Consider the following 21,889-nt stretch of genomic DNA (forward strand, 5'->3'; position numbering starts at 1 on the left):
GCTAATGGCCTAGGGCATAACCGAAACTGGTAAAACAGAAGTATGGAGACGATTCCCCCAGAAATAAGAACCGTTGACGTAACCCGCTACGTCACACCCCTCCGCGAAGGAGGCTCTTTGCCGGCCATTGTAGAAGCCGATGATGATTTTCTGTACGTCATTAAATTCAGAGGTGCCGGTCAAGGCGTGAAAGCGCTTATTGCCGAACTGGTAGCCGGTGAACTGGCTCGAGCGTTGGGCTTCAGAGTACCCGAAATTGTCTTCGCCAACTTAGATGAAGCCTTCGGCCGCACCGAACCCGACGAGGAAATACAGGATCTGCTTCGTTTCAGCGAAGGGCTTAATCTGGGTCTGCATTACCTGTCTGGTGCCATCACGTTTGATGCGCTGGTGAATTCAGTTGATGCCGCTCTGGCTTCTAAAATTGTGTGGCTAGACTGCCTCATCACGAACGTAGACCGCACCCCGCGCAACACCAACATGCTCATGTGGCACAAAGAGCTCTGGCTTATTGACCACGGCGCAGCTTTCTATTTCCACCATTCCTGGAACAACATTGAAGAACAAGGCAAGAAGCCGTTTCCGCAGGTAAAAGACCACGTGCTGCTGCCCAAAGCATCTGAGTTAGAAGCCGCCGATGCCGAAGCCAAGAAAATACTCACACCTGAGCGGGTAGAAGCCATTGTCTCCCTAATTCCGGACGACTGGCTTTTAAAAGATGCCCCTTTTGAGACTTTTCAGGAGCACCGCCAGGCTTACCTGAACTTTTTACTTACCCGATTGGCCCATTCAGAAACCTTTGTCAAAGAAGCGCAACATGCAAGAAAAGCACTTATTTGAGTACGCCGTCATTCGGGTTGTGCCCCGGGTGGAGCGCGAGGAGTTTCTGAACGTGGGCGTGATTCTGTTCTGCTCTTCCAAAGGCTTTCTGAAAACCCTATACCATTTGCCGCAGGAACGATTGCAGGCTTTCTCCAAAGAGGTAGACCTTAAAGAGCTAGAAGAACGCCTGCAGGCATTTGAGCGTATATGTGCCGGGCGCAGCCAAGGCGGCGTGATTGGGCAATTCGCCATTGCCAGCAGGTTCCGGTGGTTGGCGGCCAACCGCAGCACCATTGTGCAAACCTCGCCTATACACCCCGGCCTCTGCCAAGATCCTGAAGAGAAGCTTCGGCAGCTTTTTGAGCAGTTGGTGTTATAATTAGGCTGTTTTACGGCTGGTTTTGGAAAATCACGCCTAAAACAGAAGGCTGTTTTTGTAGGATTCGGAAATGATTTCCCAACACTTTTAGTAGGCAGTATTTAAGTAAATTGCCTGACCACTACTTGAACTTTATACCTAAGCTATGAAAATAAGAAAGGCTGTGATTACCGCAGCGGCACGCGGCGAAAGATTGTACCCCGTAGCTGATACCGTACAGAAAGCCATGCTTCCGGTTATTGATGTGGACGGACTGACCAAACCAGCTATCCAGATTATTGCGGAAGAAGCCTTTGCCAGTGGCATTGAAGAAATTGCGGTTATTTGCGCCCCCGGCGATGGCCCTCGTTACCAAGAAGCTTTTGCCTCTTTAAGGAACAACTTGCTAGAGTCTTTCGCGAACACAGACTGGGCCCAGAAAGAGGCTGACAAAATAGACACCCTCAGAAGCAGAGTACAGTTTATTGAGCAAACCGAACCACTGGGTTACGGCCACGCCGTTTACCTAGCCCGCGACTTTGTAGCCAATGAGCCTTTCTTGTTACTGTTGGGTGACCACTTGTATGTGTCTTATGACCCTACTCAGCGCTGTGCAGCACAATTAATCAATCTTGCGCTGGAGCAAGAATGCGGCGCCTCGGCTGTGAACCCTACCATTGAACACCAGATTCACCGCTACGGCACCTTAACGGGTAAACACTTGCCTAACCAAAAAGGCGTTTACCAGATTGAGAAAATCATTGAAAAGCCCTCTGTCAGCACCGCTGAACTAGAGTTGCAAACTTCAGGATTACGGGCGGGTTATTACCTCTGCTTCTTCGGAATGCATGCGCTCCCTCCTACTGTGTTCCAGATTCTCCAGACACAAGTTGACAGCGGAAGCCATAACATTCAACTTACCCCCGCCATACAAGAACTCGCCTCTACCGATAAATATCTTGCCCTTGAAGTAAAAGGAAACCGCTACGACCTGAGCAAAAAGCAGGGCTTACTACAGGCACAGATTGCTTTAGGATTGGCCGGACAAGCCCATGACGAAACCCTCACTACCATGGTAGAACTTTTAGCCGAAGCAAACCAGCGTAACGCAAAGTAAAATCTGCAGGAATATTTCCTGTTCTCTCAGGCTTTCAAGATTGATAAAACCGGCAGATGAACATATTCATACAAACCATCACGTCTACTGACCCCACGCAAAGAGACAGGTCCTTTTACGAGTTGAGCCGTAGCCTCTCCTCAAAGGAGCTATACCGAGCACTGCGTGAGTTAGACGATTTCCGCAAAGCAACTCCCAACTTATATGACAAAGTAAGGGCTATTCTGTTTCTGTTTGCCGGCTACCGGTTCTTTTTAATGGAAGCGACAGACACTCCGGCCACGGGCAAAATACCATATGCCGGCTTTGAAGATCTGCTGGCCAGAAGGTTTGAGCAGGCCATTGCTACCTTTCTAAAGGAAATAGATGCCACCGGCCCCAACGCTGCCCTCTTCAGTGGTTTAGCCGAAAGTTACCACCACCTGTCTTTCCAGATTCTGGCCGACCAGGTGCGAAAGAGTGTGCGCTCCAGCAAAGGCAATCAGTGGATGTTCCGGGTGGGCCATCAGGAAGAGCACCCCATCAAAATTCATCCGCAGTTACTGCAAAGACAGGAAGGCTCCCTCTTCTATCCTCTCTTAGAAGAAAAAACCTCTGTCCGGATGGACCTAACCCACAGCGGCTGGTCAGATATTTTCTTCCTAGGCATGGACTATCCAGAGGGTGCCCGTGTCTTGAACATTTCTATTGATCTGGGAGTGTTTGGCCGCGACAAAGACATAAAACCTCCGCTACAGTCTTACGTGCGGGTCATTCAGGAGCCAGTGCTACGGCTTACCAGCATAGACCTGAACACCACCAAAGACATCACGGAACTAGATGATCTTTTCAACTTCGGGAACGACTATTTAAGTTTAGTGAAAGCGGGTGTGATTGCCTCAAGTTTGATACCACCTTCTTTTGAAGGCACAAACCAATCTCTACCAGAAATTTTGGCTCGTATTGTGGCACCGGGTATGGGTATTGAATTGGTTACCAAAGTAAACGATATTCCGAAAGGCTCCCGCTTTGCGGTATCTACCAATTTATTGGGTTCTATCATTAGCTTGTTGATGCGGGCAACTGGTCAAACCAAGAACCTGGTGGGCAGCCTGGAAGAAAGTGAGCGACGGTTGGTAGCCTCCAGAGCTATCTTAGGCGAATGGATTGGCGGCTCCGGCGGAGGCTGGCAAGACTCTGGAGGCGTATGGCCAGGCATCAAAGCCATACAAGGCACCATTGCCCAACCCGGCGACCCTGAACACGGCATTAGCCGTGGCACCCTGCTACCAAAACACAGGGTGCTGAGAGGCGAAGATCTGCACCCAGAGATGGACAACAGACTTATGAACTCGCTGGTGCTCATGCACGGCGGCATGGCCTCTAACGTAGGGCCAATTCTGGAAATGGTAACTGAGAAGTACCTGCTCCGCGGCGAAAAAGAATGGGATGCCCGCCAGAAAACCAACCAAGTTTTTGAAAACATTTTAGCGGCTTTAAAAGAAGGAGACATCCAGAAGTTGGCCGTCAACACGGCTTATAATTTTGAGCATCCCATTAAGACCATTATCCCTTGGGCTTCCACCCACTTTACAGAAGAAATTATCAGGAAAGCCAAGAAAGCGTTTGGTGATAATTATTTAGGCTTCCTGATGCTGGGCGGCATGTCTGGGGGCGGCATGGGCATGTTCGTGGCTCCTGAAAAGTACGAAGAGTACAAGCTGCGGGTACTGGAAATCTTACAGACCACAAAGAGTGAACTATCGGCTTCTTTACCGTTCGCCATGGAGCCGATTGTATACAACTGGAGCATTAATCACAAAGGCTCTTGGTCTTATTTGCACGAGGGATCAGACGCCATGATGCCAGAGCAATATTACGGCATACACGTTTCTGACCTGGTGAAGAAAGATCCGCAGTCCATTAACTACATCCGCCGGGCTGAGATAGACTTCTACACCACCAAATGCAGTCAAGACAATATAGCCTACCCGCTCCTGCGCACCATTGTCAGCAACCTGTTCAACGTATCAGACCCGTCTTCGCAAGGCAGCCGCAGTGCCGAAAATGAAAAAGCAGACCGTATAAAAAAAGAGAACGGCTTTGATTACATTCAGCATGAAGAAATAAGAGAACAGCTACAGAAAGGTAACATTGGCCTCTCCAGAAACAGATTGCCCAACGAGACTACCATTGAAGTCGTGCAGCCTCCAGACATTGCGTCACTGGCAGAACTAAATAAGTTTATTCCTGCGGGTGAGGAAGCTATAGGTGCATGTAAAGTAGCGGTTCTGAGTTTAGCCGCCGGAGTAGGTAGCCGCTGGACCAAAGGAGCCGGTGTGATTAAAGCTCTGAATCCGTTTGTAGAAATTGAAGGAGTACACCGTAGCTTTCTGGAGATACATATAGCCAAAACCAAAGCGGTTGCCTCTAAATATGGCGCGGTGATTCCGCACGTGGTAGCCACCAGTTATCTCACCCACGGCCCCATTCTGCACCAGTTACAGCAGACCAACAACTATGGCTACAATGGCCCTGTTTACCTATCGCCGGGGCGCTCTATTGGCCAGCGGTTTGTGCCCATGGAGCGTGACTTGCGGTTCTTATGGGAGGAAATGCCTCAGGAAACCCTGAACGAGAACAAACAAAAGGTGCGTGAAGCCAGCCGCAGAGCCTTGATTAACTGGGCGAAGTCGAAGGGAGAAGGCACAGACTACGTGGATAACATTGCCTCACAGCGCTTTTCGCCGCTGGGTCACTGGTATGAGGTCTCTAACCTGATCCGGAACGGGGTGTTGGCACAGATGCTGGAAGAGAATCCGCAGCTAGAAACACTGATGCTGCATAACATAGACACCTTAGGGGCAGACGTGAATCCGGCCGCTCTTGGGTATCATTTACAATCTGGCAATGTTCTCACCTTCGAAGTAGTCCCACGTAGGATTGAAGACCGTGGCGGTGGATTAGCTAGAGTAAACGGAAAACTCAGACTGCTGGAAGGGCTGGCCCAGCCTCGGGAAGAAGACGTGCTGAACCTGAGTTATTATAACACCATGACCACTTGGATTCAGATTGATCCGCTGCTGGCCCTGTTCGGGTTAACCCGTGCTGATTTGAGGCGCGAAGATGCTGTGTTGGCCAAGGCCGTCAGAAGTGTGGCGCACCGCATGCCCACATATGTCACCATTAAAGAAGTAAAATTCCGTTGGGGCCATGCGCAGGAAGATATTTACCCAGTTGCCCAAATTGAAAAGCTGTGGAGCGACATGTCTGCCTTGCCAGATGTACCCTGCGGATACATTGCCGTACCTCGTCAGCGCGGGCAGCAAATGAAAGATCCAGCACAGTTAGATGCCTGGGACATTGACGGTAGCAAAGACTATATTATTTCATTGGGCAACTTCTAACGTTACATTAGCTTAGCCAACACAAAAAAGCTCCTGAACGGAGGCTTTTTTGTGTACAGATATTATTTAAACGCGATTTCCCACTGCCGCTTCCTCACATTATTTCTTCGACAAAATGAACACACATCCCTTTCTTTTGTCATCCTGAAAGGATCTTGGCGGCCAACTGCCGTAGCGGAGAGTAAGTGCTTTTCTTGCTTGCTCACAAGACCTTTCCAAGATGACAGAGGTGTAATTTTATTTGCCTATTTACTTTTCTTGAGCCGGTGAATGCCTTATTTGAACAAGACGAATATTTAATATATTCACCACCTGAACTATTGCCTTTCCTATGCGGCGCTTGACGAAACTCTCTCAGTTGGTCCTCCTAACAGTCACCTTTGCTTCGGTATTTTCCTCCTGCCAGTTGGGACGGTTTGTTTTCTACAATTTCGCTGACATCACGGATCATAAAATCTTCCCTGCAAGACCTTTGACCGCGAGCCCTCAGCCTTTTACCTTTTATGCGGCTAAAAACCCAAGGGCCCCAAAAGTGTTGACCGTTGGGGGGAATCGCGAAGTAGTTTTTGATGACTACCTAGCCAGCAACGAATCGGTCGCTTTCCTGATCATCCAAAACGACACCATACAGTATGAAAAGTACTTTAACGGGTATGAGCAGTCATCAGTGGTGGCGTCTTTTTCTATGGCCAAATCGGTGACTTCCATGCTCATTGGCTGCGCCATTGCTGACGGTTTGATAAAATCAGTAGACGAACCTATCACCAATTACCTGCCTGAGTTGAAAGACAACGGATTAGACAATGTGACTATTCTGCACCTGCTGCAGATGACCTCGGGCATTGAATTCAACGAAAGCTACGTGAACCCCTTCGGAGATGCCGCCAGCTTTTACTACGGCCGTCACCTGCGCAAATACATGGCCAACATGAAGCCGGAAGTGCCGCCGGGGCAAAGGTACCAGTATACCAGTGGGAACACCCAGCTGCTGGGCGGCGTGCTGGAGAAAGCACTCAAGGGGAAGACCATTACGCAGTACCTGCAGGAGAAAATCTGGACGCCCCTGCAAATGGAGTACGACGCCAGCTGGAGCCTTGACAAGTCTAAAGACGGTCTGGAGAAAACCTTCTGCTGCCTCAATGCCCGCGCCCGCGACTTCGCCAAACTAGGCCGTCTGTACCTTAATGAAGGCAACTGGAACGGGCAGCAACTGGTGCCTGCGGAGTGGGTAAAAGAATCTACCAAAGTAGACACAAGCCAGGGCAGCGCCAGCCATTACCAATACCAGTGGTGGTTACCCAGCCAAGAGGGTGATTACATGGCACAGGGAATTCTGGGGCAGTATGTGTATGTGAATCCAGCCAAAAACCTGATCATTGTGCGGTTGGGCAAAGACTACGGCAAAGCCAGCTGGCAAACCATTTTCAGAACGTTGGCCAAAAACTACTAGCCTTTGTTTTAGGCCTGCTTTTTAAAAATCAGCCCTAAAACAGAAAAAAATTAAAAGCACTTGTCCAAAATAAGAGACCGTAGTTGTCTTAGCTGCATACTTAACCTAAACCCTTTCTTATGAAAAAATTCATGCTCTTGCTTTACGACAACGTAGAGACTTTACAGGAAATGTCGGCTGAGGAAATGCAGCAACTGGTGCAGGCGCACATGCAATGGACCGAGAAACTTGCTCAGGCCGGTCATCTAGAGGGTGGAGACGGTCTAGAAGAAACAGGCGCCTACATTAAGGGCAAAAATGCTTTGGTGACAGACGGCCCTTTTGTTGAAACAAAAGAACTTATTGGCGGCTTTTACCTGATTACAGCCGAAAGTCTGGAACAGGCAGTAGAAATTGCCAAGGAATGTCCTTGTCACCAGTGGGGCGGCACCACCGAGGTTAGACCTATCATGGATTATGCCGCACCAACCGTCTGAAACTTTTTCTGAACATCTCTTCCGAGAAACTTACGGAGAGGTGTTCTCTGTTTTATTCAGAAAGTACGGACCTGCCCACCAATCAGACTTGGAAGACGCTTTGCAGGATGCTTTTTACACAGCGCTCAAAACATGGCCATTGTCGGGCTCTCCAGATAATCCGAAAGCGTGGCTGTTACAGGTAACCCAGAACAAACTGCTCAACACTTTAAAACAAGCAGGCCGTAGAGCCCGCCCCCTCTCCTGTGCAAGCGCAGAGGCTATGTTTGAACAGGCTACGGAACCTGACACCGAAGACAGTCAGCTTCGGCTGTTGTTCGCTTTGTGCCAGCCGACTTTGTCGCCGTCGGCACAGATTATGTTTGCTTTGAAGTACCTGGGAGGATTTGGGGTACAGGAGATTGCGCAAGGGTTACAGCAAAGCAAAGAAGCCGTGTACAAAAGCCTGCAGCGCAGCAAAAGCTTCTTTCAACAACTGCCCCCTCATTTTTTGGAAGTGCCTGTTCAGCATAATGCACAGCGGCTGCCATGGGTGCTTAAATCCATTTACCTGCTTTTCAACGAAGGCTACGACACCGCCTCCGGCAATTCCCTTCTCAACCATGACATTTGTCTGGAAGCTGTACGGCTGACCAAACTGCTCGTAAATCCCTTCGGCGAACAGGCGCCCGAAGTGCACCACCTGCTGGCCCTGCTGTATTTCCAATGCGCCAGATTTGCAGCCCGTACGCAGTCAGACGGTGCTTTCGTTCCGCTTTCAGAGCAAGATCGTAACCTTTGGGACCGCAAACTGATGACGCTTGGCTTCAGGCACCTTCATCAAACTTTCCCAGCACAAGGTAACGCTTACTACACCCAAGCCTGCATTGCCGGACTGCACCTTACCGCCCCCACCTATGCCCAAACCGACTGGGCTGGTATTCTGCGGCTATATAACATTCTGGTGCAGCAGGAGCCTTCTTCTTTTGTAGTTCAAATAAACCGAGCGGTAGCGCTGGCCCATTGCCAAGGACCTACTTCGGCCATTGCACTATTACAGCAGCTTCCGCAGGAAGCTCATAACTATTACCTCTACCACACCGCCCTAGCCCACTTGTACACGCAGACCGGCCAACTCACTGAAGCCACGGCCTGCTACCAAAAAGCCTTAGCTCTGCCTCTTTCACCGGCTCACCAGAAAGTCATTCAGAATAAATTAGCCGCCTTGGCTCCAGCGGTGGTTAAACCTGAACCAACATCTGTTCCTATCTTTCTTCCCTAGTATTGCGTTAGGTACTTTTGATCACTACCTCCTACTTCTAAAAGAATGGAAAAAGAATTTATCTGCTTCGGGGAAATGCTATGGGACATGTTACCTACGGGCAAAATGCCGGGCGGCGCTCCTATGAACGTAGCCATACATCTGGCTTATGCCGGCCGAAAAGCATCGGTCATTAGTCGGGTGGGGCACGATAACCTTGGGATGGAACTGGTTTCTTTTCTGCAGGAAAAAGAAGTTGACACTTAATTTGTACAGTCAGACCAGGAGCAGCCTACCGGAGTAGTGCAGGTAAATGTGGAGAATAAATCAGAAGTCACTTATGACATTGTAGCCCCAGTGGCTTGGGATTTTATAGAGGCAGAGGAAGATGTAATAAAGGCTATCCGAGGCTCAGAAGCCTTTATTTTCGGTACGCTGGCCGCGAGACAAGAAACATCACGCAACTCGCTTTTAAGGTTGCTGGAGTTGGTACCCTACAAGATTCTGGACGTGAACTTCCGCCCGCCGTTTGTAGACCAACACATAACCCTACAGCTCCTGCACCACGCTCAGCTCGTGAAAATGAACCATCATGAACTAGCGCAGATCAGCTCCTGGTTCGGCACTGCTCAAAATGAGAAAGAAGCCATGCGTCTGTTGCAGCAGAAATTCAAATTAGAAACGGTAGTGGTTACCCGAGGGGCGAATGGTGCCGTGGTGCTGCACAATGACGCCTTTACCGAGCATGCCGGTTACAGCGTAGAAGTGGAAGATACCATTGGCAGCGGCGATGCTTTTTTAGTCACCTTCCTACGCATTTTCTTGCAGAACGGCTCCGTAGCTGAGGCCTTAGACAATGCCTGCTTGATGGGGGCTTTGGTGGCCACGCACCAAGGGGCAACCCCTAAAATCTCTCCTTCTGAAATAGCCGCTTTAAGAGAGACAAAAGCCAGTTAAGTTTTGCGTTTTTTGCCTCTTTTTGAGAAATCAGGGCTAAAACAAGTCCTGCTCACTTTCAACAATGCTATTCTTCTTGAAGCCTGACATAGTATTCTTTGGCACGGGTAGCCTCTTGCTGGGCCTCTTCTTTCTTTCCTAGCTTCTGTAGAATAGCGGCGCGGTATTGGTGACTTTGCCTAGCCAAATATGAGTCTGGAAAAGAACGAACAGAACGGGTAAACAACTCATAGGCCTGCCGAAGAGCGGTAGTATCCGTTTCATTTTTCAGTAGCTTCTCCCCTTCCTCAAAATCTTGTCGCCAGCGGCGGGCGGTTTCGTTCATGCGTTCAGCTTCCTGAGCCGCTCTGAACGGCGGCAACTCCACTATAGACTTTTTGGGCTGAATGGCTGGAACAGGTTTACTGAAAAAAGCCTCTAGAGCGGCTACATAAGCCAAGGCTTCTTTCCGGTTATGGCTTTCTTGTTTCAGACGTTCTTCCTCAGTGGGGTTGGTAAAGAAAGATGCTTCTGCTATGACTCCTGGAATTCCGTAGGTATCGCGCAACACCTTGGCACCCGCCGTCGGGAAAATAGTATGGTCTGACACCACACTCACCGGAGTAGCTTTGGGGTAAAAGTTTTGAACCAAGGCTTGTCCCACATGTTTCGCTAGCACCACGCTGCCCACATTTTCAGAAGCCGATCCGTGGAAGTAAATAATGGGGAAGTTGACCGTTGAGTCTGCGGTGGCATTATGGTGAATGGAAAGAAATACCTCCGCTTTATTTTCTTTGGCCAATTTCACCCTATCATCAAACGGAACGTTGATATCTGCAGTGCGTGTCATAAGCACTTTGGCTCCTTTTTCCTCCAGCATTTTCTGCAGCAGCAAAGCCACCCGCAAGTTGATCCATTCTTCTCGTTCGCCGGTGGGCCCAACCCTGTAGCTATCTATTTGGGCGGTGCCTCCATGTCCGGCATCTAAACAAATGACTCTACCGGCTAAAGTACCCTTTTCTTGTTTTGGAGCAGAAGTGCAAGCCGCCAAACTTAGGAAAAGAACAAACCACAGGTACAAATTTATCTTCATTTGGAGCAGACGGGATTAATGAAGGAATATTCAAAGAACAGATGAAAACTATTTGATCAATTTTGGATCTACGTAGGTACCGTAACGGGTGGCATTGCCTAAACGCCAAAAGTAATTGTACAGCACCTCGGACACCTCTTCCATGATCTTTTCTGCTTTCCCGCTTTGCTTGTAGCTTTCCATAATGGCGATGGCGTATGGCCGCTCCGGCAATAGTACTATGGCCCACTCTGTTGATACCCCGTTCAAGATGCCGGGTTTGAAAGCCAGTGGTACATGCTGAGGAATTCCAGCGGATAACCTGCTGGTTTGTCTGTCGGTTTTGAGAAGGATGGAAAGTATTTCTTGGGAAGTGGCTTTATTTAAAAACTCGCCTTTGTAAAGCATCTGCAGCATTTTAGCGGCATCGGCAGGGGTAGAAATATTTTCTTCTCCGCGTCCGGAAGCCGCGGCTTGTATCATCTTGCGCTGCACCCTTGTCTGTTTGAGCCCCATGTTTTGCATCGTTTTATTGATGTTCTGCATCCCCACCAAATCAATGAGTGCATTGGTGGCGGTATTTTCACTAAGCGCAATCATAAGCACGGCCAGGTTTCTGATGCTGAAAGAGGAAGTATCTACTAAATCTTTGATGATGCCGGTGCCTCCCACCACAGTAGCCGGTTCAATGGACAGAACATCAGTTAAGGCAAACTTTCCTTCCTGAGCTTGCTTATAGACCTCTAGTAGAATAGGAACCTTAATGGCGCTGGCCTGCGGAAACTGGACATCTTGGTTAAAGCTGAATGTTTCACCAGATGTTAAATCTACGGCCACCAGTCCTGTAACTGCCGGCGAGGCATCTATCATTTCTCTGAGTTGAGCTTCGGTCTTTAGCCGAAGAACCTGTTGAGGCGATTGTTGCGCGTGGGTGTACATAGAATTGGTCAGGAACAAGAAACACAGGAACGGAAATAGTAGCTTTTTCATAGAGGCAGGCATCTCATTGGCTTCTTTTCAGAAAAGAGGAACTCTAAGGTAGCGCTTACCCCCAGAACTTCAAATTACATGCTACCAGTTGACCAGCCTATTAAGACTCAATTGAAAGCCTCTACCACACCCAAGGCCATTAGGCTTGTTGGTGAAAACACACAACAAAGGCGGACGGCAAAGCTTTAGTGACGGTGAGCTTTAGCCACAGATTACCTACCACATCAGCCCTTGTTGGTGTTATCACCAACAAGCAAAGCTGCTGTTTTAGGTCTGCAGTAATTACAAAACGGCACCTATACAAAAATGAAAGGCCAGCTTGCGCTGGCCTTTCTGCTTTCACCTTAACTACTAAAATCACTTAGCTTTTCTGCTCTTGCTTTCTTTCGCCACCTCTTTTTGAGTAGCCTTTCTTCTTGCCTCTGTGCTCGCCATTGCCTTTGTTCTGACGGTCGGCTTGATACTGGGCATATTGCTCAGGAGTAAGGATGCTTTTTAACTCGTTGTTGTATTGCTCGTGTCTGGCTTTCATGGCCTCACGTTGCTGCTGGCTGATCTCCTGGCCTTGGCCGCGCTTGCCACGTAGGGCAGCCATTTCTCTGCCTTGCTTTTCGTGAAGGGCTTTGATTTTAGTTTGCTGAGAAGCGGAGAGATTATACTTTTTAGTCATCATCTCAGCTCTTTTAGCAGCTCTTTCTTCGGGGCTTTTGGCTTGACGGTCGCCTTTGCCTTGTCCGGCTCGCTCAGTGCGTGGCTTTCTGTCTTTCTGCGGAGTGGTTTGGGCAAATGTGGTACCGGTTACCATGGCTCCAAGGGCGATCATTGCAACTAACTTTTTCATCTTGTTATCTTTTTGAGGGTTTGTTTTCAAGTCTTTGTTACTAAGCTCCAGAACTTTTCTAGCTTAGTTGCTATGCTTTATTCAAACCACGTGCCAAAAAATAAAACCAACCTCCCCAATCTCAATTAACCACATCAATATTCTATGCACCAAGTATTTACAAATTTAAAAAAAAGAGTTTCCTGCCCTTATTGGTGTTATCACCAACAAGCACAATGGCTTTTAAAATGGTAGTAGCGGGACTTTGTCTGCATTGATAAGCTATTGAAGGAAAAGCAAAGATTACCGCTTTGTCTGCAGTTTTACTTGTTGGTGATAACACCAACAAGGGCAGGGGCCTGAATAAAACTATACACTTCAGGGCTTAGCCTGACGGAAACTGTGAGAACACCAACTATTGCAGCGGCTTTCCTGAATTTGAGAGATTTTCTAAGCAGGTTCCACCTTCTTAATGTTTTTCTCAACAGATTCTAACTTAAAACTGATCAAGCTACTGTTCCTAGATCTGTTTTAGGCCTGATTTTTCTCAAACAGGCCTAAAACAGAAACCGCTCAAACTTATTTCATGAGAACTGGTACCACTTTCTCCCCGAACACTTCAATAAATTGCTCTTGTTTCGTGTTCACATTATGTAAGTCTATGTCACTGAAACCAAGGTCAATGTAGCTCTGTAGCCACTCCAGGTGCTGCTCCGGTTCCGGCGACACATGTACGAATTCTCTTATTTCTTCAGGTTTCACAAACTTAGCGGCCTGCTCAAACTGTTCTGGCAAACGCAAGTCGGCTAGCATGGCACTGCCGAAAACATTTGTTTTCCACTGTTCATGCGCACCAAGTAGCGCCTCCTGGTCTGTTTTGGCATAAGAAAGCTGCACCTTTATTTTCATGGGCTTGTTTTCACCTCCGTTCGTTTTCCAGGCATCCACCACTTTCCGTAGTTTGTCCAGCGGTTGTGAAATGGTAATTAGCCCATCAGCCCAGCTGGCTGCCCAGGCAGCTGTTTCTGAGGTAATGGCGGCGGCCACCAATTGTATATCTTTTTTAGGACGTGTGTAGAGCGTGGCTTCTTCTACCGTTATCAGGCCATGGTGGTTCACGGTTTCCCCTTTCCAAAGGGCTCTTATAATGTCCACGCATTCTTTCAGGCGGTCATTTCTCTCTGGTTTAGATGGCCAGCGCATACCCGTAATGGCTTCATTCATGGCTTGCCCGCTGCCTACGGTCAGGAAAAACCGGCCCGGGAACATCTCGTCTAATGTAGCCGCCGCTTGGGCAATGATGGCCGGATGATACCGATACGCAGGACAGTTCACCACTCCATACCGCAGGCTGGTCGCGCTCATGGCGGCTCCTAACCAAGACCAGGCAAAACCAGAGTGACTCTGCTGGTTGCTCCAGGGGTGAAAATGGTCTGAGGAAATGGCAAAGGCAAACCCTGCCTCTTCTGCTCTTTTTGCCAATTGAAGCAATTTACTTGGCGCAAACTGCTCATGTGAAATATGGTATCCTACGTTTATCATAATGTTTTTCTCCACTTGTCAATTTCTCTCAGCAATGCACCGCCTCAGACCAATCCTCTTTCCCACATCGGTCACACGACTTGGTTGTACTTTGCTTTTGCATGAGTTTGCCGCAACTAGTACAGGCTAGTTTTTCTGCGGCTCTTGGTTGGCTCTCTTGCAGCTCAGGGTCCATGTTTGGGATCAAGGACAAACCGTCTCTTTCCTCTGGAAACTGCAGAATGCTGAAAGAACCATTCGCCTCTAGGTATACCCGTTTCACTTTACCAAGGTTAAAAATCCCTTCATGCCGTAGCTGGGCGAACATGCGTTCCTGCGTTACCCGAGTTGTTTCCATTGCCTCTAAGTTCAGACAACCATCCTCTACCAGAATATCTAGGTCATCCATCACCTTCTGCTCAAAATCAGAGCTTTGGGTGCCTCGCCAGGCAATGAAACGCTGAATGGTTACTACCACTGCCGCAATAATGACTACTGGCAAAAGGCCTTTGGTAGGGTCTTGCAGAGACACCCCAATGGAGGCCGCCAATGAAACCAAAGCGGCCATTTCGGTACGGCCTAACATGCCAGCCATCCGTTTGCCCATTGCCCGCATAGACACCATAAGCACCAGGTACATAAAAGCTATCCTGATGACGACCTCCAGCATGAAGCTACCGGGCACTTCACCTAAAAAGATGCGGCCCCAATCGGTTATTTGTATTTCTTCCGGGTTCATTTTTTGTCGGTAACGGCAGGCACCCACTCATCGCAACTACACGTGGGGCATGAATGCTTATCTTGATTTATATTTTCGAGCAGAGTACCACAGCGGACACAGGCTATTTTTTCCTGGGCATGGCTTTGGGCCTCTAGCAAGTTTTTGTCTTTTATGGGTAAGACAGAGAGGCCAGGCTTGGAATCTGGTTGCCGTATAACTGAAAACAACCCGCAGGCTTCCATGTATAGCCGCTTTACCTGCCCTAAGTGCATGATATTGTGGGTCCTGAGCGCTGAAAACACCTGCTCTTTAGAAAGATGGCTTTTCTCCATTTCCTCTATTTGCAGTACCCCATTACGGACTATGATAGAATGATGCCCATGGGTGATCATTTCGGCTTTTCTTGATTTAACCGTAAGCCAGGTTAATCCCCGTTGAAAAACAAGAGCGCAAACCAGAATAATGATGCCTTGCAAAATGCCACGTTCCGGAATTTGCATGGGTACCGCCACAATAGCTCCTAGTGTGAGCATGACGGCCAATTCAGAAATGGTAAGCTGCGCGTTCATGCGCTTGCCTAAAAGACGAAGCACCACAAGCAGCACTGCAAAAATCACCAGAGACCTCAGCAGCACTTCTAGCATAAATTCGGCAGGGGCATTGCCGAAGAGCAGGCGCTGCCAGTCTCCCAGATATATCTCTTCCTTTTTCATACCTCCTCGAATACGAGTATCTCCTGCAAAAGAGTTATCTTGAGGGGGATGAATTAATACGGTTAATGAAAAGGTATCATACCTGAGAGTAAGTACGGAGCATGAAGGTTGCCCCTTTTAATACTACATCATCATACATTATCTCCTTCGGAATAAGTTGAAAACAATGCGATAGTACTTTGTGGCCAAAGAGGAATATCTCTTTTTGCAGCAAGTGCACAATGGCAATTCAGAGGAGAGGCTAATAAAAGAAATGAAAAAGGACTGCCTTGGAAAAGCACTGGATACAATCTATGGGAATTATCCCTTCCGCTAAAGTTGCACCGGTTTAGAATCTAGCTGCCACCTTTACAGCACACCTATAATTCAGGGCAATAAAAAACCCCTTCCAGATGAACTAGAAGGGGTTTAGAAGTGATCCCGCTGGGATTCGAACCCAGGACCCATACATTAAAAGTGTATTGCTCTACCAGCTGAGCTACAGAATCTTTTTACTACCTTTGCTTATAAGGGCGTTACCCTCAATTGCGATGCAAAAGTAAAGTCTCTTTCACTAAATGCCAAACATTTTCCGCAAATTCTGTTCGCTTTTTTGCGTACTCTGGTTTGGAATAGCCCAACCTGTTCTGTCTCAATCCGCTACAGATCGCTTAACAACTGCTGATTCTCTCTATACGCAACACCAATACACCAATGCTTTGCGCATATACGAGCAGTTGCTTGACCAGGAACAGGTGTATACCCCGCAAATGCTTTTAAAGATGGCCTACATTCACGAGGGCCTTCAACAATACACGCAGTCTATGAAGTACCTGCAACTGTATTACAGCAAGCACCCAAGCCGTTCTGTATTACGGAAAATGGAGGAAGTAGGTCTTGAGCAGCAACTGGAAGGCTATACCTATACCGACTGGGACTTTTTCAAAACACAGTTCTACAAGTACTACACCCAAATTTTAAACGGGTTAGTTTTTTTAGCCGCCTTGGGCTTGTTTATTATGCTGCTGCGCTGGCGAAAGAAATTGTATATAAGGCCTTATACCAAGGTGATCTTTTTTGTGTACTTGGTCTTTATTTTCTATTTCGCCAACTTCTTAACCTTGGGCAAACAAGGTATTATTCAAAGCACCAATGTGCCTATCATGGCTGGCCCATCGGCGGGAGCCGCTCTAATTGCGTCGGTAGGCATAGGGCACAAAGTAGACATTTTGGGGGAAGAGGATATTTGGTACCGCATTGAGTGGAATGACCAAACTGCCTATATCCGGAAAAACAATCTGCTACTTCTCCCCCATCCGTTAAATAATTAGGAATTAAGAATTAGGAATTAGGGAGTTTGTCAGCCTTATATTTTGGAAGGCATTATCAGCTATTGCTTTCTTATTCCAATCCTTCCGACACAGAGGTTCCTCAAGTTTTGTTTTAGGCCTCTTTTTTTGGAAGTAGCTCTGAAACAGAAACTACTTGAACGGGGAATTAGGTTCTTTCTTCATCTGGTTGTACACCAGTTTATCTGTCAGGCCTGGCAGGAATTTACCTAGCAACACCGCCAGTTTACCTTGTGTGGTGAGCACAAGATCTCGTTTGCGTTTGCGGGTGGCTTCCAGAATTCTCTCGGCTACTTCCTCAGCGGTCATCATCTTGCCCTCATTCCGCGGCGACTCTCCCTGCTGGCTACCGTCGGCGGCCAAGGCGGTATTGCGGATGTTGGAAGAGGTAAAACCGGGGCAGGCTACCATGACATGTATGCCCTGGTGCAGCGTTTCGGTACGGAGCGCGCCCAGGAAACCCTGCATGGCAAATTTTGAGGCAGAATAGCCCGTGCGCCCTGGCAAACCTTGATAACCAGCAATGGACGACACACCAATAACAGAACCTTTAGCCTCCAATATATACGGCAGCGCAAATTTGGTGCAGTACACAGTGCCCCAGAAGTTAATGTCCATCAGTTGACGTATCACCTCCAGATCCACATCTTGAAACAGTGCCCGCATGCTTATGCCCGCGTTGTTCAACATCACATCAATCCGGCCATATTTGGCCACGGTTTGCTCAATTAATATACGGCAGTCTTCTTCTTTGCTCACATCGCCGGGCACGGCTAAATATTCTATTCCCGCGCTCTGCAGCTCCTGCCCTACTTCCTGCAGTTTTTGGCTGTTGCGGCCGTTAATGACAATTTTACCACCGGCCTTCCCAAACGAAAAGGCACACGCCCGCCCAATACCTGATGACCCGCCGGTTATGATGATGACTTTATCTTTCATTTTCTCTTTGCTACTTTAAGGCCCTAAGGACCTTTGCAAAGCTACAAGAACTTTTTGGTTGGTATTACTCTGGCAGGAGAAGACGGCTTTATGATGCGTTTGTTATGACTGTAAGGCACTGACTTCCCAGACAAGTCTTCTACAGCTAACAGTCATCCTGAGCGCAGCCGAAGGATCTAACGGGTATTACAAGTAGAGAAAAGCAAGTCTCTTTCAGCGGCTCAAACTTTCCTTTACGCATCCATTAACACAGACTGAATGAGTTAAAACTTCTTCGTTAGATCCTTCGGCTGCGCTCAGGATGACCGTGGCACGAGCTGTTTTCAACTTGTTTTCTTGAAAATAGCTCCAAACAGCATTCAACCTTATTGGTTACTGTGCAGAGTTTTCTTTGTATTTTTGCGGCACTGTGAGAAAATTCAAGAAGAAAAAACATAAATACGAAGAGATACTCCAACTGCGGGTAGAGGAAATGGCTGCTGAGGGCAAGTGCCTTGGCCGCCACGACAACATGGTGGTGTTTATCTCTGACGTGGCACCCGGCGACGTGGTGGACGTGCGGGTGACGAAGAAGCGGAAGAATTACCTGGAGGCGGTGCCTATTCATTTTCATGAGCGGTCAGACCTACGCGTAGAGCCGTTCTGTGAGCACTTTGGCGTGTGCGGCGGCTGTAAGTGGCAACACATCAGCTATGACACCCAGCTGCACTTTAAGCAGAAGCAGGTAAATGACAACGTGGAGCGCATTGGCAAGATCAAAGGCCACGAGATGCTGCCTATTCTACCATCGGACCGCATTAGTTTTTACCGGAACAAGCTGGAATACACATTCTCTGACTACGGCTGGCTGACCAAAAAACAGATTGATAGCGGACAAGATGTAGACCGCCGCGCACTAGGCTTCCATATTCCGCTGCGTTTCGATAAGATAGTGGACGTGCAGCATTGCTATCTGCAACCCTTGCCAAGCAATGAGATACGACTAGCGGTAAAGAACTACGCCCGCGAAAATAACCTACCATTCTTTGACTTGGTGAAGCAGGAAGGCTACCTCCGCAACCTCATCATTAGAACCGCCAATACCGGCGACCTGATGGTGATAGTGCAGGTTTTCCAGGACAGGCCGGAGTGGCTACACCCGCTGCTGGATTTCCTACTGCAGGAGTTCCCGCAGATCACCTCTTTGCAGTACGTGGTCAACAACAAAGGCAACGAGACTTTCCATGACCTGAACGTGGTGTGCTACCACGGCGAACCGTACATTCATGAGCAAATGGAGGGGCTGCGTTTCAGAGTGGGGCCGAAATCATTCTACCAGACCAACTCTGAGCAGGCGTATAACCTGTACAAATTGGCCAGAGAATTTGCGCTGCTGAATGGTACCGAATCTGTGTATGACCTGTATACAGGCGCGGGCACCATTGCTAACTTTGTGGCCCGGAACTGCGCGCAGGTGGTAGGAATTGAGTATGTGGCCAGTGCCATTGAAGACGCCAAAATCAATTCGCAGATAAACGACATCACCAACACCCATTTTTACGCTGGAGATATGCGCGAGGTGCTGAATGATGAATTGTTCGCGAAACACGGTCGACCGGATGTTATTATCACTGACCCGCCCCGCGCCGGCATGCACCCCGATGTAGTGGCCAAATTGCTGGAGGTGAAAGCAAACCGCATTGTATATGTGAGCTGTAACCCCGCCACCCAAGCCCGTGACCTGGAGATGCTGGCTGAGCTGTATGACGTGGTGAAAATTCAGCCCGTAGATATGTTCCCGCAGACCTACCACGTAGAAAGCGTGGCGCTGTTGGCATTAAAAGCTTCACCCACAACTCCTCTCTAGTAGAGAGCTGAGTTCCGATGATGCGTTTTTAGCCTGTTTTACAGAAAACAAGCCAAAACGAACCTGATATTAAATTTTGTACGTGCTACTTGATACTTGCTACCATTATGCAGAACGACCCAGAACTGAACGGTAAATACCTAGGCACCATCACCAAGGACTTTGTGCAGGTGTCTGATACTTTGAAAGAAGCATCTTACCAGATTAGAAAGCGGGAGATTTCAAAGTACCCCATTTTCGTTTTCTCTCGGGAGATAACTAAAATAGGTGGTTTGTTGATTGCCGCTGAGGAGCGTGATTTGGAATGGAATATCAACGCTTCCTACCTCGATGACTTTGTGGGGCGGCAGTTAGTGCAAGCTGATAAAGTAGAGGAATTCCACCACGCCTACCGCGATCCAGATGAGTATTGCTGCCTCTTCGTGATAGACCGCGACTTCATGAACTTCGTTTTTGTGCCGTATCCAGAAGACTAATCTGATTGCTGGTTGTTGATTGTTGATTGTTTTTCTTTCAGGCAATAGCAGTCAGCCTCTAAAACAATATCACTTGCTCCTAAGACCTAGCAGTATCTTACAGACCTGCTAGTGTCTGTGCCAGTAGCTTTTTCCTGAACAGCAAGCTCGCCTATATATAGGCTTTTAGCTTACAGTGATTTTTATAAACAAGAAAGGCAGGAGTTTCTCCTGCCTTTCTTGTTTATGTTTACCAAAAGAACGCGAGCCAGATCATAAATACTGCCCATAAGCCTAGTGCTGCCACTCCTGCCCATTGTATGCCCCAGCCAATAGCTTTTGGAACTGGAACTACTGAATACCTCTGAAGTAGTTTGCCCAACACATAAAACCCAACTATCATCAGGTACAACCCCCAGGGGTGTGCAGCTAATTGCAGTGCTTCCAAAGCCAAAAACTGCAACCCAACTGCCGCAAACAGAGACAGTAGTCTTACCAGACCTAGTGACATTCTAACTAAAATGATTCCAGCCTTGTGCTTTAATAGGGAAGGTATTGCCGCTTGGAGTTACGAGTCGCACGCCTTCGCCGGCATCCGTAATATTCCCGATAATAGTAATATCTGGGTGGTTACGGATTTTGTCAAAGTCAGCCATCTTCACGGTGAAAAGCAGTTCATAGTCTTCGCCACCGTTCAAGATGCACATGACAGGGTCTAACTTAAATTCTTCGGCTGTCTCTAGAGTTTGCTGGTCGGCAGGGAGTTTGTCTTGATAAATAGCGGCACCCACGCGGCTCTGGGAGCAGATGTGCAGCAATTCAGAACCCAATCCGTCAGATATGTCTATCATGGAAGTTGGGTGCACGCCCAGTTCCCTTAGCTCATGAATTACATCCATGCGGGCCTCTGGCTTCAGTTGGCGGCCTACCACGTAATCTTTGCCTTCCAATTCAGGTTGGGTTTCAGGGTCAGCCAGAAAAGCAGCCTTTTCACGCTCCAGCAGCTGCAGGCCTAAATAAGCGCCGCCTAAATCACCTGTTACGCAAATGAGATCATTAATACTGGCGGTACTGCGCAATACAGCTTTGCCTTTCTCTACCTCGCCTAAAGCAGTAATACTAATAACCAATCCACCCCTAGAGGCAGTGGTATCTCCTCCCACCAAGTCAACTTTGTAGTTCTCGCAGGCCAGGCGCATGCCGGCATATAGCTCCTCCAGTGCCTCTACGGTATAGCGTGCGCCCACCGCTAAACTCACCACAATCTGGGTAGGTGTGGCATTCATGGCGGCTATGTCAGAAACATTTACAGCCACGGCTTTATATCCCAAATGCTTGAGCGGGCAAAACGTTAGGTCAAAATGAACGTTTTCTACCAACATGTCAGAGGTCACCACAATTTGTTTTTGCCCCGGCTCTAGCACAGCGGCATCATCTCCTATGCCTACCACCGTAGAAGAATTCTGCAGCTCTATGTTTTCCTGCAACCTGCGTATCAAACCAAATTCCCCAAGTGAATCGAGTGAAGTATATTCAGACATGACTATATTCGTTAAATAAATTTTAAAGCTTTTCCCTTACTAATGAACGTTTAATATGTTTTAAGTCTATTTTTAGGAAAACTTGCTAAAAATCGTTTGGGTTACCCCGAGTAGTTGAAACGCAAAGATAGCTTTTTCTGCGGCGCTTGTCATGAGCC

19 protein-coding genes, 1 tRNA gene and 1 pseudogene are annotated in these 21,889 nt (G+C 48.1%); 11 read left to right on the forward strand and 10 right to left on the reverse strand.

The features are described 5' to 3' along the window. The first annotated feature begins 42 nt into the window (after nt 1–42). From A8O23_RS16405 to A8O23_RS16440, 8 genes and pseudogenes are all read left to right on the forward strand, one after another. A complete protein-coding gene (locus tag A8O23_RS16405) occupies nt 43–840 on the forward strand; it encodes a HipA family kinase (protein WP_066623502.1) in 798 nt (265 codons plus the stop codon). Beyond that, entirely contained in the window at nt 818–1,201 is a 384-nt protein-coding gene (locus A8O23_RS16410) for a DUF3037 domain-containing protein (RefSeq protein ID WP_066623504.1), read from the forward strand. Before A8O23_RS16405 ends, A8O23_RS16410 begins: the two co-directional genes overlap by 23 nt. 145 nt (nt 1,202–1,346) lie before the next feature. Beyond that, nucleotides 1,347–2,297 carry a UTP--glucose-1-phosphate uridylyltransferase gene (locus tag A8O23_RS16415; protein ID WP_066623506.1) on the forward strand — a complete coding sequence of 317 codons (951 nt, stop codon included), beginning with the start codon at nt 1,347–1,349 and terminating at the stop codon, nt 2,295–2,297. Nucleotides 2,298–2,353: 56 nt separating this feature from the next. Then, on the forward strand, nt 2,354–5,683 hold the full coding sequence (locus tag A8O23_RS16420) for a UTP--glucose-1-phosphate uridylyltransferase (RefSeq protein ID WP_066623508.1): 3,330 nt from the start codon (nt 2,354–2,356) through the stop codon (nt 5,681–5,683). A gap of 472 nt (nt 5,684–6,155) precedes the next feature. Next, entirely contained in the window at nt 6,156–7,133 is a 978-nt protein-coding gene (locus tag A8O23_RS16425; RefSeq protein ID WP_239693427.1) for a serine hydrolase domain-containing protein, read from the forward strand. A 119-nt stretch (nt 7,134–7,252) separates the two neighbouring features. Continuing rightward, nucleotides 7,253–7,609 carry a YciI family protein gene (locus A8O23_RS16430; protein ID WP_066623513.1) on the forward strand — a complete coding sequence of 119 codons (357 nt, stop codon included), beginning with the start codon at nt 7,253–7,255 and terminating at the stop codon, nt 7,607–7,609. After that, nucleotides 7,590–8,870 (forward strand): RNA polymerase sigma factor, encoded by a 1,281-nt coding sequence (locus A8O23_RS16435; RefSeq protein ID WP_066623515.1) that lies wholly within the window; start codon nt 7,590–7,592, stop codon nt 8,868–8,870. The genes A8O23_RS16430 and A8O23_RS16435 overlap by 20 nt, the downstream gene beginning before the upstream one ends. Before the next feature lie 105 nt (nt 8,871–8,975). Next, nucleotides 8,976–9,806 (forward strand): annotated as a pseudogene (locus tag A8O23_RS16440) (PfkB family carbohydrate kinase). Nucleotides 9,807–9,873: 67 nt separating this feature from the next. Here A8O23_RS16440 and A8O23_RS16445 read toward each other — a convergent pair. The 7 genes from A8O23_RS16445 to A8O23_RS16475 all read right to left on the reverse strand — a co-directional run bounded on the left by A8O23_RS16445 (nt 9,874) and on the right by A8O23_RS16475 (nt 16,110). After that, nucleotides 9,874–10,878 carry an N-acetylmuramoyl-L-alanine amidase family protein gene (locus A8O23_RS16445; RefSeq protein ID WP_066623516.1) on the reverse strand — a complete coding sequence of 335 codons (1,005 nt, stop codon included), beginning with the start codon at nt 10,876–10,878 and terminating at the stop codon, nt 9,874–9,876. A gap of 48 nt (nt 10,879–10,926) precedes the next feature. After that, nucleotides 10,927–11,847 carry a serine hydrolase gene (locus tag A8O23_RS16450; protein ID WP_161486758.1) on the reverse strand — a complete coding sequence of 307 codons (921 nt, stop codon included), beginning with the start codon at nt 11,845–11,847 and terminating at the stop codon, nt 10,927–10,929. A gap of 361 nt (nt 11,848–12,208) precedes the next feature. Then, nucleotides 12,209–12,688: a DUF4890 domain-containing protein gene (locus tag A8O23_RS16455; protein WP_153042256.1), complete on the reverse strand. Its 480-nt coding sequence runs from the start codon at nt 12,686–12,688 to the stop codon at nt 12,209–12,211. A 558-nt stretch (nt 12,689–13,246) separates the two neighbouring features. Then, nucleotides 13,247–14,209 (reverse strand): TIGR03885 family FMN-dependent LLM class oxidoreductase, encoded by a 963-nt coding sequence (locus tag A8O23_RS16460; RefSeq protein ID WP_066623630.1) that lies wholly within the window; start codon nt 14,207–14,209, stop codon nt 13,247–13,249. Between the two features lie 28 nt (nt 14,210–14,237). Next, nucleotides 14,238–14,927: a DUF421 domain-containing protein gene (locus A8O23_RS16465; protein WP_066623524.1), complete on the reverse strand. Its 690-nt coding sequence runs from the start codon at nt 14,925–14,927 to the stop codon at nt 14,238–14,240. Further along, nucleotides 14,924–15,622 carry a DUF421 domain-containing protein gene (locus A8O23_RS16470; RefSeq protein ID WP_066623529.1) on the reverse strand — a complete coding sequence of 233 codons (699 nt, stop codon included), beginning with the start codon at nt 15,620–15,622 and terminating at the stop codon, nt 14,924–14,926. Before A8O23_RS16470 ends, A8O23_RS16465 begins: the two co-directional genes overlap by 4 nt. Before the next feature lie 415 nt (nt 15,623–16,037). Then, a tRNA-Lys gene (locus tag A8O23_RS16475) sits at nt 16,038–16,110 on the reverse strand. Between the two features lie 210 nt (nt 16,111–16,320). Between A8O23_RS16475 and A8O23_RS16480 the strand changes: the two genes are divergently transcribed. After that, on the forward strand, nt 16,321–16,932 hold the full coding sequence (locus tag A8O23_RS16480; RefSeq protein WP_239693428.1) for an SH3 domain-containing protein: 612 nt from the start codon (nt 16,321–16,323) through the stop codon (nt 16,930–16,932). Nucleotides 16,933–17,082: 150 nt separating this feature from the next. Here A8O23_RS16480 and A8O23_RS16485 read toward each other — a convergent pair whose 3' ends face one another. Then, on the reverse strand, nt 17,083–17,889 hold the full coding sequence (locus A8O23_RS16485) for an SDR family oxidoreductase (RefSeq protein ID WP_066623533.1): 807 nt from the start codon (nt 17,887–17,889) through the stop codon (nt 17,083–17,085). A gap of 409 nt (nt 17,890–18,298) precedes the next feature. Here A8O23_RS16485 and rlmD point away from each other — a divergent pair, with 409 nt between their 5' ends. Both rlmD and A8O23_RS16495 read left to right on the forward strand, forming a co-directional pair. Further along, nucleotides 18,299–19,735 carry a 23S rRNA (uracil(1939)-C(5))-methyltransferase RlmD gene (rlmD, locus tag A8O23_RS16490; protein WP_066623534.1) on the forward strand — a complete coding sequence of 479 codons (1,437 nt, stop codon included), beginning with the start codon at nt 18,299–18,301 and terminating at the stop codon, nt 19,733–19,735. A gap of 107 nt (nt 19,736–19,842) precedes the next feature. Then, on the forward strand, nt 19,843–20,211 hold the full coding sequence (locus A8O23_RS16495) for a hypothetical protein (protein ID WP_066623535.1): 369 nt from the start codon (nt 19,843–19,845) through the stop codon (nt 20,209–20,211). Between the two features lie 229 nt (nt 20,212–20,440). Here the strand turns inward: A8O23_RS16495 and A8O23_RS16500 are convergent, their stop codons facing one another. Continuing rightward, nucleotides 20,441–20,701: a hypothetical protein gene (locus tag A8O23_RS16500; protein ID WP_066623536.1), complete on the reverse strand. Its 261-nt coding sequence runs from the start codon at nt 20,699–20,701 to the stop codon at nt 20,441–20,443. Nucleotide 20,702: 1 nt separating this feature from the next. Then, complete coding sequence (gene thiL, locus A8O23_RS16505; protein WP_066623538.1) at nt 20,703–21,731, reverse strand: thiamine-phosphate kinase; 1,029 nt, start codon at nt 21,729–21,731, stop codon at nt 20,703–20,705. Nucleotides 21,732–21,889: the final 158 nt, after the last annotated feature.

The organism is Rufibacter roseus, from assembly GCF_001647285.1.
Taxonomy (GTDB): Bacteria; Bacteroidota; Bacteroidia; order Cytophagales; family Hymenobacteraceae; genus Nibribacter; species Nibribacter roseus.

Coding starts and splice junctions, on each gene's coding strand:
- A8O23_RS16465 (WP_066623524.1), bottom strand. CDS start 14,927: ATGAACCCGGAAGAAATACAAATAACCGATTGGGGCCGCATCTTTTTA.
- A8O23_RS16455 (WP_153042256.1), bottom strand. CDS start 12,688: ATGAAAAAGTTAGTTGCAATGATCGCCCTTGGAGCCATGGTAACCGGT.
- A8O23_RS16470 (WP_066623529.1), bottom strand. CDS start 15,622: ATGAAAAAGGAAGAGATATATCTGGGAGACTGGCAGCGCCTGCTCTTC.
- A8O23_RS16450 (WP_161486758.1), bottom strand. CDS start 11,847: ATGAAAAAGCTACTATTTCCGTTCCTGTGTTTCTTGTTCCTGACCAAT.
- A8O23_RS16420 (WP_066623508.1), top strand. CDS start 2,354: ATGAACATATTCATACAAACCATCACGTCTACTGACCCCACGCAAAGA.
- A8O23_RS16445 (WP_066623516.1), bottom strand. CDS start 10,878: ATGAAGATAAATTTGTACCTGTGGTTTGTTCTTTTCCTAAGTTTGGCG.
- A8O23_RS16500 (WP_066623536.1), bottom strand. CDS start 20,701: ATGTCACTAGGTCTGGTAAGACTACTGTCTCTGTTTGCGGCAGTTGGG.
- A8O23_RS16495 (WP_066623535.1), top strand. CDS start 19,843: ATGCAGAACGACCCAGAACTGAACGGTAAATACCTAGGCACCATCACC.
- A8O23_RS16410 (WP_066623504.1), top strand. CDS start 818: ATGCAAGAAAAGCACTTATTTGAGTACGCCGTCATTCGGGTTGTGCCC.
- A8O23_RS16460 (WP_066623630.1), bottom strand. CDS start 14,209: ATGATAAACGTAGGATACCATATTTCACATGAGCAGTTTGCGCCAAGT.
- A8O23_RS16435 (WP_066623515.1), top strand. CDS start 7,590: ATGCCGCACCAACCGTCTGAAACTTTTTCTGAACATCTCTTCCGAGAA.
- A8O23_RS16485 (WP_066623533.1), bottom strand. CDS start 17,889: ATGAAAGATAAAGTCATCATCATAACCGGCGGGTCATCAGGTATTGGG.
- thiL (WP_066623538.1), bottom strand. CDS start 21,731: ATGTCTGAATATACTTCACTCGATTCACTTGGGGAATTTGGTTTGATA.
- A8O23_RS16415 (WP_066623506.1), top strand. CDS start 1,347: ATGAAAATAAGAAAGGCTGTGATTACCGCAGCGGCACGCGGCGAAAGA.
- A8O23_RS16405 (WP_066623502.1), top strand. CDS start 43: ATGGAGACGATTCCCCCAGAAATAAGAACCGTTGACGTAACCCGCTAC.
- A8O23_RS16430 (WP_066623513.1), top strand. CDS start 7,253: ATGAAAAAATTCATGCTCTTGCTTTACGACAACGTAGAGACTTTACAG.